The following is a 17,057-nucleotide window of genomic DNA, read 5'->3' on the forward strand; positions in this document are numbered from 1 at the left end:
TCCCCTTATCGACCGTTATTGGCATTTTTTATAGAATCCTGACGCGCTTTTTCCTCGGCCTTAGCACGCTTTTTGAAGAAACCGCGCAGCAAGAAGTTGCTCTGCAATGCTTCCATATTCTCATCAAGCTTTTCGGTACTTAGATTGAGGTTTCTCAAAATTTGTTTGATCTCTTCGGCTGCAGCAGGATCGTTGGTAAGCACACCAATTGCATTATCCTTATCGTTCAGCCGTTTTGAGACTTCATCTAGGTTGACCATTAAAGCGCTCGCCGTTTGGGTAACACCTTGTAGCTGCGAGGCCGAAGCTCGCAAGCTTGCAAATACGGCTGTATCGGTCGTGAGATCATGAATCAATCCTTGTTCACTATTTAGTTTAGTAGTCAACGCTACGACATTTTTCATACTACGATCGACATTGCCCATCGCACTTTGCATTGATATTAATGATGCATTCAGTGAACTTGCAATCGACTCATCGGCCAGTAGAGCCCCTACAGTGCCTTTGCCTTCCACAAGATTGGCGGATAGCTGGGCAAAGTTTTTTGTGATTTCTAGTAAATTTTCGTTGTTAATCTGTAAAGTATGTAGCATGGCTTCGACACCTCCGGTAGCTTTTGAGCTGATCTGGTCACCATCTACAATAGCTGGAGCGGATGCTGTACCACCTTCTAAACTGATAATGGCATTACCAATTAATCCATCAGATCCTAATGATGCTTGCACATCTTTGCGGATATACTGACTAGATTTTTCTTCGATATGCATTACTACGCGAACATTTTCAACGCTCTCGAAGGCGATCTGCTTCACTATACCGACCTTCACGCCGGAAAACCAGACATTATTTCCAACTTTCAGTCCTTTGACATCGTGAAAATTGGTCGTGACTTCAATATTTTTACTGAATCTATTTTGCTGTGTACCTAACACTAATATACCGGCAACCAATATAATCAAGCCGATAAAGACAAATAGGCCGACTACCAGTGAACGTTTTGTATCTGTTGTATTGCTCATAGCTTTTACTACGTTATAAAATTATAATCATAAAATGGCTTGACACGATCATCGTCTGTATCAAATATTTCTTCAAACGTACCTTGCCGCTCGAACCGGCCGTCTAGCAACATTACCATACGATCGCTTACTTGTTTCGCACAAGCAAGATCGTGCGTAATGATAATGGAAGAGGTTTTATAGCGCTCCTGAACGCTATTGATCAGGTTGTTTATCTCCAAACAGGTTATTGGATCCAAACCAGCCGTGGGCTCATCGTACAACATGATATCTGGTCGTAAGATAAGCGTTCTAGCGATACCGATCCGTTTTCTTTGTCCACCGCTTAATTCTGATGGCATCTGATTAATGGTCTGCGAAAGCCCTACGCCATCCAGTACATCTTCGACCTCTCGATCTATCTCTGCTCTGCTTAGATTTCTCTTATTACGTACCAGCGGAAATTCCAAATTTTCGCGTACCGTCATACTATCGTACAACGCACTGTTTTGAAAGGAGAAACCAATACGTAAACGTAACTGTTGTAATTCTTTTTCCGACAGGTCTGTTACTTCCTGACCAAGCACACGTATCGCGCCTGTATCTGGCATAAGTAAACCGGAAATCATTTTTATCAATACGGACTTACCGGTACCAGATCTACCTAGTACCACCAAATTTTCTCGGTTAAAGAGTTTTAGATCTACATTGCGCAAAATGTGAAGATCACCGAATGACTTGCTGACGTTGTCGACATGAATTACTATATCCTGCTGATCTATAATAGTCTTCTTCTTCTCCATGTAATTATACGAGTAATGCTAACAATTGAACAATTAACAACTCTTCAATAAAGACAATAAACATAGAAGCTACTACCGCACTATTGGCTGCCTTTCCTACACCTTCTGTGCCCTTTGATGAAAAGTAACCGACATAGGTACTGACAAATCCAATGGTGAAGCCAAACACTATTGCTCGGAAAGTCATCGCGAAAACGTCAATCATCTTGATCGAATTAAACACTTGTGTAAAAAAACTCAAGATACTTAACTGATCTTTAGATATAATACTTAAGTACCCTCCCATCAATCCAATTCCTGCTACGTAAAACGTAAGAATCGGAATCATAAATGTAGTAGCTAATATGCGTGTTACTATTAGAAATTTGAAAGGGTTGGTACCAGATACTTCCATGGCATCAATCTGTTCTGTTACGTTCATCGAACTAAGTTCCGCGCCAATTTGAGACCCGATCTTGCCCGATCCAATGAGTGCCGTTACGAGTGGGGCTAATGCACGTACAATCGCAATAGAGATTAAGGCCGGAATCCATGATGATGCGCCGAACTCCTCAAGTGATGGTCTTGATTGTTTGGTAAAAACAAAACCTACGATAAAACCCGTAAGACTGATAAGTGGAAAAGACTTCCATCCTACCTCATAACATTGACGAATAATCTCCCTGAATTCGTATGGCGGACTGACCACTTCGCGAAAGAAACGCATCAAAAAGCGATGGATCTTCGCAAATTCTAATAACAACGTTTTGATCTTGTTCCCCATGGAAATGAGTTGCTTTTTCTTAAACTGACCTCTTTGTAAAACTGGTCAAAGTTACAAACTTTTTTAGTTCCTATTCATGACGCATCTTAATTATTACGCTTAAGATATATTCAAGCTAAGCCAACGTTGTGTCTTAATCTCAATTATTGACCATAGTGCTCTTAATTATCGACCAATCTTAACTTCGGACATCTTTACCTATGCAATTATGAAACCAGTATTACGAATCGTTCTCTTTTTACTTCAAGTTTTTAAAATTGTCAAAAAAAAGCACTAATGATGTTTGATAGGCACCATTTTATCAAGCACACCACGAGACCTTTAAATTCAAAAAATACATTTATAAAATAAAAATTAAAAAATAAAGAAATTTGAAAAATAAAACGAACAATATTATTTAATAATAGTTATTATAAATAATTAATTAAATTTTAAAGAAATTATTTTTTTATGAACGAATCACATCACATGAGGGATAAATCTCAACCTACTATTTTTAGGAGATTATCATGGAGCGCTATACTGGCAGGTGTCATTGTAGCTGTAATTGTACAACTACTTTTATCTCTGTTAGGTCTGGGAGTAGGGCTTTCGACTTTTTCACCAACCACAGATGATTCGCCTTTTAGCGGATATGGTACTGGCGCCTCAATATGGTGGTTATTATCTGTGCTAATTGCGCTTTTCTCGGGAGGTTTAGTCACTGGATGGCTGTCGTATAGTTCTGAAAAAGTAGACAATATGCTACATGGTGTTGTAGCTTGGGCTCTTTTTACACTACTTTCACTATATATTGTCACATCTTCTGTGGGACGTATTTTGGGAGGTATAGGTACAATTGTCGGAAAAAGTGCGTCCGCTGTAGGAAGCGTGGTTAGTAGTGCTGCACCTGATGTATCATCTCTCGTAGGCGATCAAATTGGAATCGAAAAGGAGGATTTGCAAAAACTGAAGGATGAAGCTTTAAAGACTTTAAGACAAACTGGCAAAAAAGAGCTACAACCTGAAAATATTGAAGGGAAACTGAACAAAGCCACCGATAAGCTAGATGATGCATCTGACGAGGTAATGCAAGACCCAAATAAAATAGATCAGGAAGCTAGAACACTATTTAATAAATTATTCGACTTAAAAGAAGACATCTTATCAGCCGCAGATCAAGATGCACTAGTGAATATTGTATCAGCACGTACCGGAAAATCTGACCAAGAAGCCAGAGAAATGGTGTCTAACTGGGCTGAAGCTGCCGACAATGCAAAGCAGAAAGTTAGAGAAGCTACCGAGCAGGCTAAGGAGAAAGCTAAAGAAATCGGTGAAGATGCAACTGATGCCGTTGGCAGAGCGGCGATACTTGGCTTTTTTGCACTATTGTTGGGTGCTGGTGCCGCGATCGGTGGAGCTGTTGTAGCCAACAAACAGCGAATCGCTAAGTATGGTAACACAAGAATCATATAATGATCGCTTACGATCGAATATCCAGGTGAAGGTTAGTAAGCGTAGCTAATGGATAAATCTTGTATAATAATTGCGGGCACGCTAGCTGCGTAGCTGACGAACCTATCACACATATTTATAGAAAAAAAGGGGATTCTCGACAGGATCCCTTTTTTCTATAAAATATCTTTTAAAATATAGACATATTCTACAAATAGAACCGCATTTGGTGAATAACTGGCTATAAAACATTGTACCGCCCCGCCATAGGTAGAAACGACACGCGCTACACCCTAAAAATCAACACTCTAACAACAAGCCAACGAACTGTTTATGGATATTACTCAAGCAATCAATTGGGGAATCCATTATGAGGACTTACCACCCAATGGCTACATGCCATCGCAATTATGATTAAACCTTGTGATTTATTATGCAGTCATAATATTAAATAGACTTATGAAATAAAACTTGGAGCCATGAAAAGATTCTTAATCCCCACAGGTTTGCTACCTATTATCGTCATATTACTAAGCATATCTCCTATTAAAAGCACATATGCGCAGGGCCAAATATCGTTCGGCGTTTTTTATGAGCAACTTTCGCCATATGGACATTGGACAAATGATCCTAATTATGGTGATATCTGGTTTCCTCAGGTTGGAGGTGATTTTATGCCATATGGTTCGAATGGTTATTGGACCATGACTGAATATGGAAATACTTGGGTATCCAACTATGATTGGGGTTGGGCACCGTTTCATTATGGTCGTTGGGTGCGCACACCCTACAGAGGTTGGGGATGGATTCCAGGCTACGAATGGGGACCTGCGTGGGTCGAATGGCGTAATGGCGGAGGCTATTATGGTTGGGCACCAATGAGCCCAAATATGTACGTAGCAAATAATCTTTCAATAAATTTTTGGATTTTTGCGCCAACTCGCAGAATACATTCAAATAATATAAACCGATATTGGAGGAGAGGAAATACCAATATTTACAATCGTACTACCGTCATTAACAACACTTATATAGTGAACAACAATCACTATTACGGAGGTCCATCCGTGCGCAATATGGAGCGCAATTTAGGCGGCCGAGTCCGCGTGAACCAAATAACGTATACAGATCGGCCAACCGCGCGTGGCGTATCGAACAGAGCGGTTAATGTGTACAGACCTGATCGTACAAATGCCAGCACCAATTCTGTTAGCAGCGGACGAGCATCGGCTACTAACCGTGGAACTGCAGCAGCAGGAAGATCCGCATCGCGTACCACAGAGAGATCAACAGTTAATCGTGGTGTGAATAGAGAATCCAGTGGCCGAGCACTTGAGAGCTCAGGAAGAGGATCATCCTCCAATACTGCACGTAGCACTAGTGTTTCCCGAGGCGCAGCAAATAATGCAACACGCGCTACAGGAGGTAGCACCAATCGTACTACGCCAGCTAATCGAGCGTCAAATACCAGATCTACAGGACAATCAGATAGATCAAGAGGTTCTGCTTCTCCAAATATGGAGAGCCGCACACAAAGCAGGGGTAGTACACGTACCGAGCAAGGACGTGTATCAAACAATACGTCTGGAAGTGGAAGGGCATCGAGACCACGGAATGAAACAAGTTCGTCTACTCGTGTGAGTTCATCCAGTCGTAATGCTTCGTCGTCAAGTAGCTCATCGAATAACAGATCGACTAGACGGAGCTCTGAAAACGCTGCAAAATCAGAACGAGGTGCTAGCTCTGGCCGAGCGGGGAGATAATTAATTATTGTATTTTCTATTTAATTGTTTATTTATATTTGGATGCGGGAAGGGATTACTTCCCGCATTCGTATTATAGAAACTACAAAGTCGAAAGTATTTGCTATTTTCACCAGACGTCATAAATACCAATAAAATGCCAAAAGTATCTTCCCTCTTAGATAACGATTTCTATAAATTTACGATGCAGTTTGCCGTTGTGAAGTTGTTCCCCAAAGCACGGGCTAGATATCAATTGATTAATCGAGGTCAACATTGCTACCCTCCAGGATTTGGTGATAGATTACGTATTAAAATTCATGAGATGGCGCAACTGCGACTGACTCGACAGGAAAAAGATTTTTTTTCATCCACTTGTCCTTATATCGATCCAGCTTATTTTGATTTTCTTCAAGGATATAGGTACGATCCTGCCGAGGTCAAGATCCATCAAAATGGAGAGGAACTTGATGTACACATTGAAGGTTACTGGTATAGGACAATTCTTTGGGAAGTGCCAATAATGTCACTGATATGTGAATTATTTTATCAAATGACTGGTCAACATCGTATCTCCGACCAAGATGTAGTAGGTATTGTGCGTGACAAAATTATTAAATACGACGCACTCGACATCACCATTGCTGATTTCGGCACGCGAAGAAGGCATTCTTATGAAGTTCATGATCTAGTTATACGCACCTTACAATCTCATCATTCTACTACTTTTATAGGCACTAGCAATGTTCATTTTGCGATGAAATATGAGACGCGACCTATTGGTACACACGCACATGAATGGTTTATGTTTCACGCGGCAAAGTATGGATACAAGATGGCCAATCTACTAGGTTTAGAGCATTGGTCAGAGGTATACAGAGGCGATTTAGGCATTGCTTTGTCGGATACATATACGACGGATGTTTTCTTCAAGCAATTCGACAAAAAGTTAGCGAAACTTTTTGACGGGATACGGCATGACAGTGGCGATCCAATCGAATTTGCGGCCAAAACCATACAACATTACAAAAATAAGGGTATAGATCCCCTCTCCAAAACCATCATATTTTCAGATGGCTTAGATTATGAAAAGGTTGCTCACATTGTCAATTTTTGCCGAGGAAAGATTGGTCATTCATTCGGCATAGGTACAGATTTCACCAATGATGTAGGATTACCACGCATGAACATTGTCTTAAAAATGACGGAAGCTTTTCCAGACGAAGGTGAGTGGACCCCAGTCATCAAACTATCTGACGAGCCCTTTAAACATACGGGTGACCAAGCGAGATTACACTAGCCAAACACATATTAAATATTCACTAATTTCTATGCAAAACGATCCTTACGGTGATGCGCTATTGGCCGAATATAACCAAGTAGCTCATCGCCCACCACTCTATCTTCATACAAGTTATGGCGATACTGATGAAATGCCTGTTGACATTTTTTTGCGAAGCGAAGAAGATTTTTCGGAACTGGAATCCATCGCATTAGCTCTTTGCGATGGACATGTATTGGATGTTGGTGCAGGAGCCGGCTCTCATTCGTTGCATCTTCAAAATAAGAAGTTTCGCGTTACTGGATTAGAAATATCCGGGCATGCTACTAATATTATGCATCAACGTGGAGTACAAGACATCGTACATGCTGATTTTTTTGAGCACAAGAATATGCGGTATGATACATTGCTATTTTTGATGAATGGAATTGGCATTGCTGGTACTCTGTCAGGTTTCCGCACTTTATTGCGCCATAGCAAAACTTTGCTGAGTGAAAGAGGGCAACTACTTTTTGACACTTCCGACATTTCCTACTTGTACCGTGATTTTGACGTCGAAATGCCGAACCACTATTTTGGTGAAATCAAGTACCAATACGAGTACAAGGATCGAAAGGGTCCCGAATTTCCTTGGTTGTATATTGACCAACAAACTCTTATAAATATTGCGAATGAGGAAGGGTGGGTTGTCCAAATATTGTATGAAAATGAGGAAGATCAATACCTAGTACGAATGGAACCAAGACCATAAATCCAAGTAGCCTAGCTCGAATTTATAATTGTTAATTATTGTTAAAAAATCATTAATTTAATATAAGGAAAAACTTTATCTCTATTAAAAAGTTTTATTATTACAAACAAGATGGTTAGTTAATTGAGTAATAAACAAAATAAGAGAAAAGTCATGAAAAAATTATTTTTAACAGGATTAGGTTTTCTATTCGCAGTAACATTAACATTTGCACAAAGTGCTGAATCGCAAGAGAAAGCACGCAAAAAATCAACAGAGTTAACAGAAAAACTGGAGCTTACTCCTGATCAACAAGGTACGGTACACAAGGCAATTTTAGATATGTACGTGCAGAAAGAAGCATTAAAAGCGGATCAGACGATAACAGAAGATGCAAAAAAGGAACGGTACAAAGAAGGAGCGAAAGAAAAGCACGCAAAAATTAAAGCTATTCTGACTCCAGAGCAAAAAGATCGTTATGAAGCATGGGTAAAAGACAACAAAGATAAATAGACTGTAAGAGTCAACCCAATAATGTGCAAGAAAGGCATGAAATATTAATTTCATGCCTTTCTTGTTTTATTTGCCGCAATGCAACGACTAATCTATATAATCAAAGCCAACATAAGGTCTTAAAACTTCAGGAATCTTAATACCCTGCGGCGTCTGGTTATTTTCTAACAAGGTTGCTACAATACGAGGCAGCGCTAAAGCAGATCCGTTTAAGGTATGTGCCAATATCATCTTACCGTCGGAATTACGATAGCGTACTTTCAGTCGGTTCGACTGAAATGTTTCAAAATTGGATACTGAAGACACTTCTAACCAACGCTCTTGCGCAGCACTATATGTTTCCATATCGTACGTCAGCGCTGAGCCAAAACTCATATCGCCACCACAAAGCCGTAAAACGCGATACGGGAGCTCCAGTTTCTGTAGTAGTGACTGCACATAGCTGCTCATCGCTTCCAAGGCTTCGTATGATTTCTCAGGTTGTACGATCTGCACTGTTTCTACTTTATCAAACTGATGCAACCGATTCAATCCACGCACATGTGCACCGTAAGAACCTGCTTCGCGACGAAAGCATGGTGTATATGCGCAATGCATAATGGGAAACTGTTCTTCCTTTACAATCTCATCACGATAAAGATTTGTTAATGGCACCTCTGCTGTAGGTATCAAATACAAATCATCTTCTGTAACATGGTACATTTGACCTTCTTTATCAGGCAATTGACCAGTCGCGTAAGCCGAAGATTCATTTACCGCATGGGGCACCTGCGTCTCTGAATAACCCATCTTGACCGCTTCATCCAAAAAGAAGTTAATCAATCCTCGTTGTAACCGCGCTCCCTTACCAGTGTATACTGGAAAGCCCGCTCCAGCGATCTTAGTTCCCAACTCAAAATCAATCAATTTATATTTTGCGGCTAACTCCCAGTGTGGCAGTGCGTCCGTATCTAAGTTAGGAATTGCACCGTGCTCTAAAACAACTTCATTATCATCTGCTGACACGCCCGCGGGTACCGAATAATGAGGTAGGTTTGGCAATTGAACAAGTTTATTATGAAAATCCGTATCGGTCTGCACCAATGCGTCATTCAATTCTTTCAACTTTGCTTTATGACCAGAGGTCGCAATTTTGATCGCTTCAGCTTCTTCTTTTTTTCCTTGTCGCATTAGCTCTCCGATCTGCTTAGCACTGGAGTTAGCTTCGGCAGCAATAGACTCCGAATTACTTTGTAGGGAGCGGCGCGATTCGTCTAATGCGATTACCTCATCTACTAAATGTAACTCTTTAAAGTTCTTTTTCTGCAATCCCGCGACTACCTCGTCTCGATTTTCACGGATATAACTAATCTGCAACATAAATATGTATATAATAATTTTTTACTAAAAAAATCGGTGTTCCCTCAATCGTGTACATAGTGCCAACTACGACCTTCTTAAGACGCATAGCCAGTACACTCATCAAACAGAGTGTAAGCCACAGTACAAATGTCTAAAAATAAACTGTGATCTTCTAACGATATATCAAGTTATCACTCACAATTTTTGAAATCAGATTTCCTACCTTTAGTCAGCTGCATTTTGCGTATACTTGCAGGCACAAGCAGTATCAACATGATTCGTTTCTTCATTCTCATATTGTTTCTATTATCGTGTGGTCACCTTTTTGCGCAGCCACAGGTAATAGCAGATTTTCTAGTTAAAGAAAACCTATCGCAAAATGGCAAGCTCGCTATTATTGCGGTCGATACTACCGAAAGAGCGGACGATAAAATACGCGGAAACTTTCTTTTTAGTGTTAATGGCTTTCAGCAGAATCTACGTTTTACGGATGGCGTGGCAGTAGTAGCAGACCCAATAGAATCCTCCACGTTTGTATTCTTCAAGCACAAAAATCGTGAGACGGAAATCGGAAAATTTTACTTTATCCGCAAAACAGAAAAAGGCCTAAGTCCTTATAAAGTGAATGCGCTTACGCTGGTATTGTTACCATTAATTATACTGTTGATTGCCTATGCATTTAAGCGCCTGCTGGTCGTTTTCGTAGCGATTGCGGTGATATATGTCTACCTTCATTTCTCCAAAGGGTTGGATGTTTCACAATTGATTGATAGTTTTTTCTTTGGCCTGCGTGGTTTGCTCTAGAATGGCATACCTACTCCAAAGTTGTACTGGATAAAACTATAACGATCTGGCCTAAAACGTGCATTATATGCATCTTTGAAAGCTCGTGAATTGAAAAAATGTTGAATAACCCATTGTTCAGAACCGCTAAACTGCGGATCCTTGACCTTCAGCCCCGCATCTAGACGAATGGTAAAATAATTCATATCGAAGCGAAGTCCAAAACCCGTTCCGATCGCAATCTGCTGAAAGAATTTATCTGCTCGGATTTCCCCTCCCGGATTGAGGTTGGGCGTTAGTTCGCGCAAGCGCCAGATATTACCTGCATCGATGAAAGTAGCGCCGTTCAGCCTTGCACCTAAAAACTTGTTCAAAATCCGAAAACGAAATTCGGCATTCGTCTCCAACTTCACCTCTCCCAACTGATCTAAGTTTCGAAGATTAACGCGTAAATCTTCCGTTAGATCTGCCCGGCTATAATTCCCCGGACCCAATGTTCGTGCTTGCCAAGCACGAATACCATTCATACCGCCCGCAAAAAAGCTCTTTTCGAAGATCAACAAAGTGGAATTGTTACCATAGGGCACCGCCAAGCCTGCATTCAGGCGGAATACAAATTGTCGATTTCCTCCCAAATGTCTATATAAGCGATAATCCGCCTCTCCCTTTATATATTGCAAGTATGGCACTCCAAACAATAAGCGCTGACCTTGATCATCGGTATTAAAATTGAATAAATTACTGAGCAAGCCCAAGGTATTGCCACTCACATCCACCATACCACGGATAAACGAAAAATTTTCGAGTCGATTCAGCTTATTACCGTTGTACGTAATCGCGTATTGTGACCCCAGACCAAAATATTGCCGATCATTGGTCTCTACGTACAATTGAAAACCCTGGTCTCGCAGGCGCTGACTAAATGCTTCATTCAAGCGACCGACGCGATATTCCAGTACAATAGGCGTATAGCTGTGTAGGATATTTTCTGCCTGATGCCACGAATAATTGAGCGTATTGATAAAGTAACGATTCGAATACGTATTGTCTTGAAAAAACAATTGTAAGCTAGAAGATATGGTCGTTCGTGGCAGACCATACCAACCAACACTACGTACCCGAAAGGGAGTTAGAATACGCGGAAAAACAATACTAGCACCGATTTGAAAATCATTATTAAAAATTTTGCTCGTAATGCTGCCTGGCAAGCGTGGATCGAAGAGCACACCATATCGCGCACGAATTTCCAACAGCTCCGCGCCACCGAATATATTACGATGCGAGTAGGTATTAGCCACATTAAAACCACTCATACCAGAACTGAATACAAACTCGCCTTCAATCTGATTACTCATGGTAGCTCGAGGAGTAAGCTCATAGTGTATATCGAGCTTAGTCGAATCAACCTTTTCATAATTGATCTTGACAGATCGAAAACCATTGGTTTCGAACAAGCGATTGTACGACAACTCCTCGCGATGCAAACTATACGGCATTCCTTCTCGCAAAAAGAGATAGCGCGCTAAAGGTCTTAATCGGAATTTGCCAGTCTGATCTTCAAATCGAATACGCCGAGCAGTATCCACCCTACTCTCGTTGCGTATTGCTGATAGATCATCTTGCTGCTTGATCCTTACATGTACCTTATTGATATGAAACACTTGATGTCGCGCAGAGTCAGGGTTAGTAAAATTGATAAATAGTTTAGTCTGATTTTGCCGACCAATCGTATCCACTCCCACGCGCATGTATTGCCGCAAGTACTCATAGTAGCCTTTGTTTTTCATCGCCACATACATGCGCTCTCGCTCATCAAAAAGATGACGTTCCATATATGGGCCTCCGATCCGCACCTGAGTAGCAGGCATCACATCTGCTCGAAAAATGGTCTCTACATTTGCATCCGCAAAACTGCGATCAATATCCGATATATGATATCTCGTACCCATATCTGCACGAAAATCGATCGCTGCTTTTTTCTTATTAATTTCAATCTCGGGCGTTATTTTTGCATCAAAGTAGCCATTGGTTTGTAAGAATCGCTGTATCTGGTTGGCCGACAGATCCACCATCGCCGAATCGAGGATCCGTGGCGGTTCACCTACGTTTTTGATACCTTCTGTTTTGTATCGTCCGTTTTTGGTATTGAATAGATTATAAATCTGCAAGTACAAACGCGAATTTGGTCGAATATCATTGGCGATGTAAAGGGAAGCAGATTCGCGCAAACCAGCAGGTACACCCACGATATCTATATCTTTGACCAATGCTTGGTCATCCTCCAAGTATTTTGCAGATCGGCATGATGTGGATATTAGGGCGAAAAGCATTATAATTGCACCTAGAATATACGTCTGATATCTTATCATCCTGCCATGTTATCAAAATCGCTCATTCGTTTAATTACTTCGCTGCAACATAAAAAGTTTCGTAGACAGCATGGTCTCTTTTGTGTGGAAGGCCTTAAGTCGATTTTAGAATTTGCCGACTCAGCCTATCAGGTAGAAACGATATTTGCCACGCCATCTGCCGTTGCAAAATTGAGCAAAATACCTCAAAATATAAAGCTTGTACCTGTAAATGAAGACGAATTAAAAAAAATAAGCTTTTTGACGAATCCTCAGGGTGCAGTGGCATTGGTGAAAATTCCAATCACCGACAACCTCACGCGTGAACAATTGAAGGGTCATCACAACTTGGTACTGGACGATGTACAAGATCCAGGGAATATGGGTACCATCTTACGGACGGCCGAATGGTTTGGTTTCCGCCAGATCATCGCTTCACTAGATACGGTCGATGTATACAATCCCAAAGTGGTACAAGCTACTATGGGATCTCTTGCTCGTATGCGAGTAGTTTATACCGATATTGAAATATTGATTAAGGAAAACGCTGTACCATCATACGGTGCACTTTTGGATGGCGACTCCATTTACCAAACCGATTTTAAGCATGAAGGCCTGATTATTCTGGGCAATGAAGGTAATGGCATTCGGCCTACTCTTTTGAATCAGATTAATCACGCTGTCACCATTCCAGCGTTCGGGAAGGCAGAATCACTTAATGTAGCTGTAGCAGCAACTGTTTTTTGTTCCGAAATAGCGCGCAGAAAACAAACAATTTAGTTGATATTGAGTTTTAATAAGGGTATTTCGTAATAATATACGGGATCTACGCAAACATTGACCTATTTTAAAACATGAACAACCAAAATAAATCAACCAACTATTCGATGGGTCTTGCCAGTAGCTTGCTAGCTATGATCCTCATTATCTTCATTCTCTACTACACAAGTAGCGTTGTGCTACCCTTGTTGTTTTCGATATTAATATCCATCATGCTCTATCCGCTAGCGCGATTATTTGAGCGATTGCATCTTGGAAAAGCATTTTCTGCCATACTTGCCGTCATAGTAGCGATCATCGTAATCTCCGGATTAGGATGGTTTATCGTGTACGAAAGTATTGTGATCGGTAGAGACGCGTCGGCGATCACAGACAAAATGATGTCAGTATTGGAAAGCTGCGAAGCGTGGTTGCAAAATACGTTTGGCATAGAACGCAACCAAGTGCTAGCGCAGTTACGCGAGCAGGGCGACAAAGCGATGGACAATGTGGGTGGTATGCTTTCGTCGACTTTTGGTTCGATAGGAAGTATGTTGGCGGCTACCGTTTTGGTTCCTTTATTTACCTTTTTCCTGTTGTATTATCGGGTATTTTTCCGTGAATTTTTCTTCAAAGCTTTTCATTCTGTCCCTAAACAAAAGGTGCACGATACGCTCGATCGTATATACGATGTAGTACAAAGCTATCTGTTAGGATTGATCACTGTGATGGGAATCGTGGCTATATTAAACACCATTGGCCTCTTGATCTTGGGCATTGATTATGCTTGGTTCTTCGGCACCTTGGCTTCTTTATTGATGCTGCTACCATATATTGGCATTGCGATTGGATCCATTCTTCCTGCACTATTTGCATTGGCTGTCAAAGATAGCGCGTGGTACGCAGTGGGGGTTATCGCTTGGTTTCAAGTCGTACAATTTCTGGAAGGAAATATCATTACACCAAATATTGTGGGTAGCAAAGTGAGTATCAATCCACTAATGGCTATTATAGCGATCCTATTAGGCGGAATGATTTTCGGTTTTGCTGGTCTGATTTTGGCACTGCCGATGGTGGCAACGATAAAAGTAATTTTCGACGCTATCCCGTCGATGGAAGCGTACGGATTTTTGATCGGAGAGCCAGATCGCATGCATTTGCAGCGCAATTCCACGCAGCAGTTATTAATGAAATGGGGTATAGTAAGACGGCCGACAGTAAAGAAAAATAAGGTCGTCATTAAGACGGAAGTTGCCGAGGTCGAGATCGATGAACGTAAAGAAATCACAGAACAATCTCGGGTGAATACCACTGAAGTTGATCGCAAAGTAGTGAACCCGAAGCAAGAATCACCGAAAGATGATGATCTCGAAACAGATTCTGATGCGAGCAAGCACTAAAAAAGTTAGGATGGTCTTTTAGACCACCCTAACTAATAAGCCTTTAAGATATTCTCCTTCGGAGAATGATGCCCGAACGGGATGATCTTCAGGTTGGTGAAATTGATGGATAAACTGGATCTCCTTACCGGCATCTAACGCCGCCCAAGCAATAACTTGCTTAAAAGTTTCGATATCCATCGCACCTGAACACGAATATGTGGCCAACAGACCTCCACTTTCTAACAGCATTAGCCCTCTCCTATTAAGATCTTTATAAGCTCGTGATGCTTTTTCCAAAGTGGATCTAGATGGTGCGTATTTGGGAGGATCGAGTACAATCACATCAAATTTCTGGCCTTCTTCGCCCAATTGGCGCAGGTATTTATTTACATCGGATTGTACGGGCGTACTTCGTGATGTATCGAAACCGTTCAGTTGCACATTATCTTTTAAGGTAGAGATGGCCAATGCCGAACTATCGACCGAGGTCACGTGGGCAGCACCGGCCTGTAGTGCATTTAAAGTAAATCCACCAGAATACGAGAAACAATCTAATACAGATTTGTTGGCCGCAAATTGAGCAACTAATCGCCTATTCTCACGCTGATCGCAATAAAAACCAGATTTTTGTCCTTCTACGATGTTGATATGATAACGAATGCCATTCTCTACAACTTCTACGTATTCGGGTGGTGTATCGCCGTAGCGTACACCATTGTCATCGGCAAGTTGTTCGTATTCTCTTGATTTGATATCGCTACGTTCGTAGATGCCCTTTGGCGCTAGCAATTGCACCAATTCGTCTACAATCAGATGTTTAATTTGATCCACACCAGCGGCATGCACTTGAATAGAGATAAAATCACCATACAAATCGGCGATCAATCCTGGGACGAAGTCAGCTTCGGCAAATATCAGTCGGCAGGTATTATTTTGATCGTTCAATAAATGGCGACGCGCCTCTACGGCTTTCTTAACACGAGTACGCCACCAGTCGGCATCAGGCACGCGCTCGGGATGCCATTCTAACAAGCGTATTGCAACGCGAGAAACCGAATTGAATATGCCGTAAGCAATAAACTCACGATCCGCATTGAACACAGAAACTAGATCTCCGGACTGCAAGTCACGATCTTTTTGCGAAATTGCACCCGAGAAAATCCATGGATGTAGCTGCCATGCAGCCTTATCTTTTGTCTTGTGAAGAATAATTTTTTTCATACCTACCGCTGCCTGCTTTGCTTAGTGCAAAGCCGTTATTAAGTCGGCAAAGGTAGGATATCTTTTTTAAACCTCATCGCAATCTACCGTAACTACTCGTACAAATAACTCGTGAAATTTTTCGGTTAGGCTACCATCGTTATCATAGTGATAGATCAGGTCATTCACCTGATTCCACCAACCATAGGTAAGCACATAGTCAAAAGCGATTTCGTATCGTTGGTCGAGCTTGATGTTTGCCTCGTATTTATTCCACAATGCGTCTGGATACGCATTGCGTTTCATCTGTTCTTTCACTAGCAAGCCGTATTCTTCCAATAGCTCGTCTCCACCCGCTACTAATGCGTTTACGTATTGTTTAACTTGCTCATTTTCCTCAAATGTACCTTTGAGTACTTCAGGATCATCTATTGCTTGCACACGTACTTTTTGAATAGCATAAGATTCTTCGATATAACGCAGCATCGAATCTCGAGCCAAAATAAATTCGGGCGTTTGCACGATTTTCAGGCTTGAAAATTGATTTTTAATTGCCGTATAGCTGTTTTCTAGCTCCGTCAAATCATCACCATCAAAATACAATGTAGCTCGCGTCAGGAAATAGGTATCATTTAGCACCGTATCATTATACCGATTGGCATCATAATATCCTTTGTACGTACACAAATCATCACTAAAATCGAGCACCGCCAGCTTTTTCTGCGCCCAAACCGGTGTACTATATAATGCTGCGAACAACAGGATTACACTAAACCATACATTTTTCATCGCCCATCCATATTTACTTCAAAAATACATCTTTTCCAACACAATGTTACAGCCATTTGGCCATCTAGCAATCTTAATCCAAAAATAAAAAACAATCACTCCTCCTCACATTCGATCAAATACTATTAGTACACAACATCATCTTAAGATAAAATAAATATCGCATACATGTGTTTAATTTACCCAAAAT

General features: G+C 41.1%; 15 protein-coding genes. 8 read left to right on the plus strand and 7 right to left on the minus strand.

Annotated elements, in window-relative coordinates; genetic code table 11:
• Positions 1 to 5: 5 nt before the first annotated feature.
• Genes A0125_RS14520 through A0125_RS14530 form a run of 3 tightly spaced genes read right to left on the minus strand, consistent with a single transcriptional unit; the run spans position 6 to position 2,564 of the window.
• Positions 6 to 1,019, minus strand: coding sequence for an MlaD family protein (locus tag A0125_RS14520; protein ID WP_066757920.1), 1,014 nt, complete (start codon positions 1,017 to 1,019; stop codon positions 6 to 8).
• Between the two features lie 8 nt (positions 1,020 to 1,027).
• Positions 1,028 to 1,801: an ABC transporter ATP-binding protein gene (locus A0125_RS14525; RefSeq protein ID WP_066757922.1), complete on the minus strand. Its 774-nt coding sequence runs from the start codon at positions 1,799 to 1,801 to the stop codon at positions 1,028 to 1,030.
• A 4-nt stretch (positions 1,802 to 1,805) separates the two neighbouring features.
• Complete coding sequence (locus tag A0125_RS14530) at positions 1,806 to 2,564, minus strand: MlaE family ABC transporter permease (protein ID WP_066757928.1); 759 nt, start codon at positions 2,562 to 2,564, stop codon at positions 1,806 to 1,808.
• Between the two features lie 450 nt (positions 2,565 to 3,014).
• Here A0125_RS14530 and A0125_RS14535 point away from each other — a divergent pair, with 450 nt between their 5' ends.
• From A0125_RS14535 to A0125_RS14555, 5 genes are all read left to right on the plus strand, one after another.
• Positions 3,015 to 4,019, plus strand: coding sequence for a hypothetical protein (locus A0125_RS14535; RefSeq protein ID WP_156472568.1), 1,005 nt, complete (start codon positions 3,015 to 3,017; stop codon positions 4,017 to 4,019).
• Between the two features lie 458 nt (positions 4,020 to 4,477).
• The gene (locus A0125_RS14540) at positions 4,478 to 5,761 is read left to right on the plus strand and encodes a DUF6600 domain-containing protein (RefSeq protein ID WP_066757933.1); all 1,284 of its coding nucleotides are present in this window, start codon (positions 4,478 to 4,480) and stop codon (positions 5,759 to 5,761) included.
• A gap of 136 nt (positions 5,762 to 5,897) precedes the next feature.
• Positions 5,898 to 7,040 (plus strand): nicotinate phosphoribosyltransferase, encoded by a 1,143-nt coding sequence (gene pncB / locus A0125_RS14545; RefSeq protein ID WP_066757935.1) that lies wholly within the window; start codon positions 5,898 to 5,900, stop codon positions 7,038 to 7,040.
• Positions 7,041 to 7,071: 31 nt separating this feature from the next.
• The gene (locus A0125_RS14550) at positions 7,072 to 7,773 is read left to right on the plus strand and encodes a class I SAM-dependent methyltransferase (RefSeq protein ID WP_066757937.1); all 702 of its coding nucleotides are present in this window, start codon (positions 7,072 to 7,074) and stop codon (positions 7,771 to 7,773) included.
• A gap of 153 nt (positions 7,774 to 7,926) precedes the next feature.
• Complete coding sequence (locus tag A0125_RS14555) at positions 7,927 to 8,265, plus strand: hypothetical protein (protein ID WP_066757940.1); 339 nt, start codon at positions 7,927 to 7,929, stop codon at positions 8,263 to 8,265.
• An 87-nt stretch (positions 8,266 to 8,352) separates the two neighbouring features.
• On the opposite strand, the gene serS is transcribed toward A0125_RS14555, so the two are convergent.
• Positions 8,353 to 9,624: a serine--tRNA ligase gene (gene serS, locus A0125_RS14560; protein ID WP_066757941.1), complete on the minus strand. Its 1,272-nt coding sequence runs from the start codon at positions 9,622 to 9,624 to the stop codon at positions 8,353 to 8,355.
• Between the two features lie 255 nt (positions 9,625 to 9,879).
• Between serS and A0125_RS14565 the strand changes: the two genes are divergently transcribed.
• Positions 9,880 to 10,410 carry a hypothetical protein gene (locus A0125_RS14565; RefSeq protein WP_066757942.1) on the plus strand — a complete coding sequence of 177 codons (531 nt, stop codon included), beginning with the start codon at positions 9,880 to 9,882 and terminating at the stop codon, positions 10,408 to 10,410.
• Here the strand turns inward: A0125_RS14565 and tamL are convergent.
• A complete protein-coding gene (tamL, locus tag A0125_RS14570; RefSeq protein WP_231863238.1) occupies positions 10,407 to 12,719 on the minus strand; it encodes a translocation and assembly module lipoprotein TamL in 2,313 nt (770 codons plus the stop codon). The two genes, A0125_RS14565 and tamL, sit on opposite strands and share 4 nt — an antisense overlap.
• A 45-nt stretch (positions 12,720 to 12,764) precedes the next feature.
• Between tamL and A0125_RS14575 the strand changes: the two genes are divergently transcribed.
• Together A0125_RS14575 and A0125_RS14580 are read left to right on the plus strand one after the other, a co-directional pair.
• Entirely contained in the window at positions 12,765 to 13,517 is a 753-nt protein-coding gene (locus A0125_RS14575) for a TrmH family RNA methyltransferase (protein WP_066757946.1), read from the plus strand.
• A gap of 74 nt (positions 13,518 to 13,591) precedes the next feature.
• Positions 13,592 to 14,896, plus strand: a complete 1,305-nt coding sequence (locus A0125_RS14580; protein WP_082785052.1) for an AI-2E family transporter — start codon at positions 13,592 to 13,594, stop codon at positions 14,894 to 14,896.
• An 18-nt stretch (positions 14,897 to 14,914) separates the two neighbouring features.
• Here A0125_RS14580 and A0125_RS14585 read toward each other — a convergent pair whose 3' ends face one another.
• Positions 14,915 to 16,099 carry a class I SAM-dependent rRNA methyltransferase gene (locus A0125_RS14585; protein WP_066757948.1) on the minus strand — a complete coding sequence of 395 codons (1,185 nt, stop codon included), beginning with the start codon at positions 16,097 to 16,099 and terminating at the stop codon, positions 14,915 to 14,917.
• A 66-nt stretch (positions 16,100 to 16,165) separates the two neighbouring features.
• On the minus strand, positions 16,166 to 16,867 hold the full coding sequence (locus tag A0125_RS14590; protein ID WP_066757954.1) for a hypothetical protein: 702 nt from the start codon (positions 16,865 to 16,867) through the stop codon (positions 16,166 to 16,168).
• Positions 16,868 to 17,057: the final 190 nt, after the last annotated feature.

The organism is Sphingobacterium populi (assembly GCF_001586775.1).
In the GTDB taxonomy this organism is placed as follows: domain Bacteria; phylum Bacteroidota; class Bacteroidia; order Sphingobacteriales; family Sphingobacteriaceae; genus Sphingobacterium; species Sphingobacterium populi.

Bases quoted from the DNA above. Each gene is read 5' to 3' on its own strand.
- A0125_RS14535 (WP_156472568.1), top strand. From the start codon at position 3,015: ATGAACGAATCACATCACATGAGGGATAAATCTCAACCTACTATTTTT.
- A0125_RS14585 (WP_066757948.1), bottom strand. From the start codon at position 16,099: ATGAAAAAAATTATTCTTCACAAGACAAAAGATAAGGCTGCATGGCAG.
- A0125_RS14590 (WP_066757954.1), bottom strand. From the start codon at position 16,867: ATGAAAAATGTATGGTTTAGTGTAATCCTGTTGTTCGCAGCATTATAT.
- serS (WP_066757941.1), bottom strand. From the start codon at position 9,624: ATGTTGCAGATTAGTTATATCCGTGAAAATCGAGACGAGGTAGTCGCG.
- A0125_RS14520 (WP_066757920.1), bottom strand. From the start codon at position 1,019: ATGAGCAATACAACAGATACAAAACGTTCACTGGTAGTCGGCCTATTT.
- A0125_RS14580 (WP_082785052.1), top strand. From the start codon at position 13,592: ATGAACAACCAAAATAAATCAACCAACTATTCGATGGGTCTTGCCAGT.
- A0125_RS14555 (WP_066757940.1), top strand. From the start codon at position 7,927: ATGAAAAAATTATTTTTAACAGGATTAGGTTTTCTATTCGCAGTAACA.
- A0125_RS14575 (WP_066757946.1), top strand. From the start codon at position 12,765: ATGTTATCAAAATCGCTCATTCGTTTAATTACTTCGCTGCAACATAAA.
- pncB (WP_066757935.1), top strand. From the start codon at position 5,898: ATGCCAAAAGTATCTTCCCTCTTAGATAACGATTTCTATAAATTTACG.
- A0125_RS14550 (WP_066757937.1), top strand. From the start codon at position 7,072: ATGCAAAACGATCCTTACGGTGATGCGCTATTGGCCGAATATAACCAA.
- A0125_RS14525 (WP_066757922.1), bottom strand. From the start codon at position 1,801: ATGGAGAAGAAGAAGACTATTATAGATCAGCAGGATATAGTAATTCAT.
- A0125_RS14540 (WP_066757933.1), top strand. From the start codon at position 4,478: ATGAAAAGATTCTTAATCCCCACAGGTTTGCTACCTATTATCGTCATA.
- tamL (WP_231863238.1), bottom strand. From the start codon at position 12,719: ATGCTTTTCGCCCTAATATCCACATCATGCCGATCTGCAAAATACTTG.
- A0125_RS14530 (WP_066757928.1), bottom strand. From the start codon at position 2,564: ATGGGGAACAAGATCAAAACGTTGTTATTAGAATTTGCGAAGATCCAT.
- A0125_RS14565 (WP_066757942.1), top strand. From the start codon at position 9,880: ATGATTCGTTTCTTCATTCTCATATTGTTTCTATTATCGTGTGGTCAC.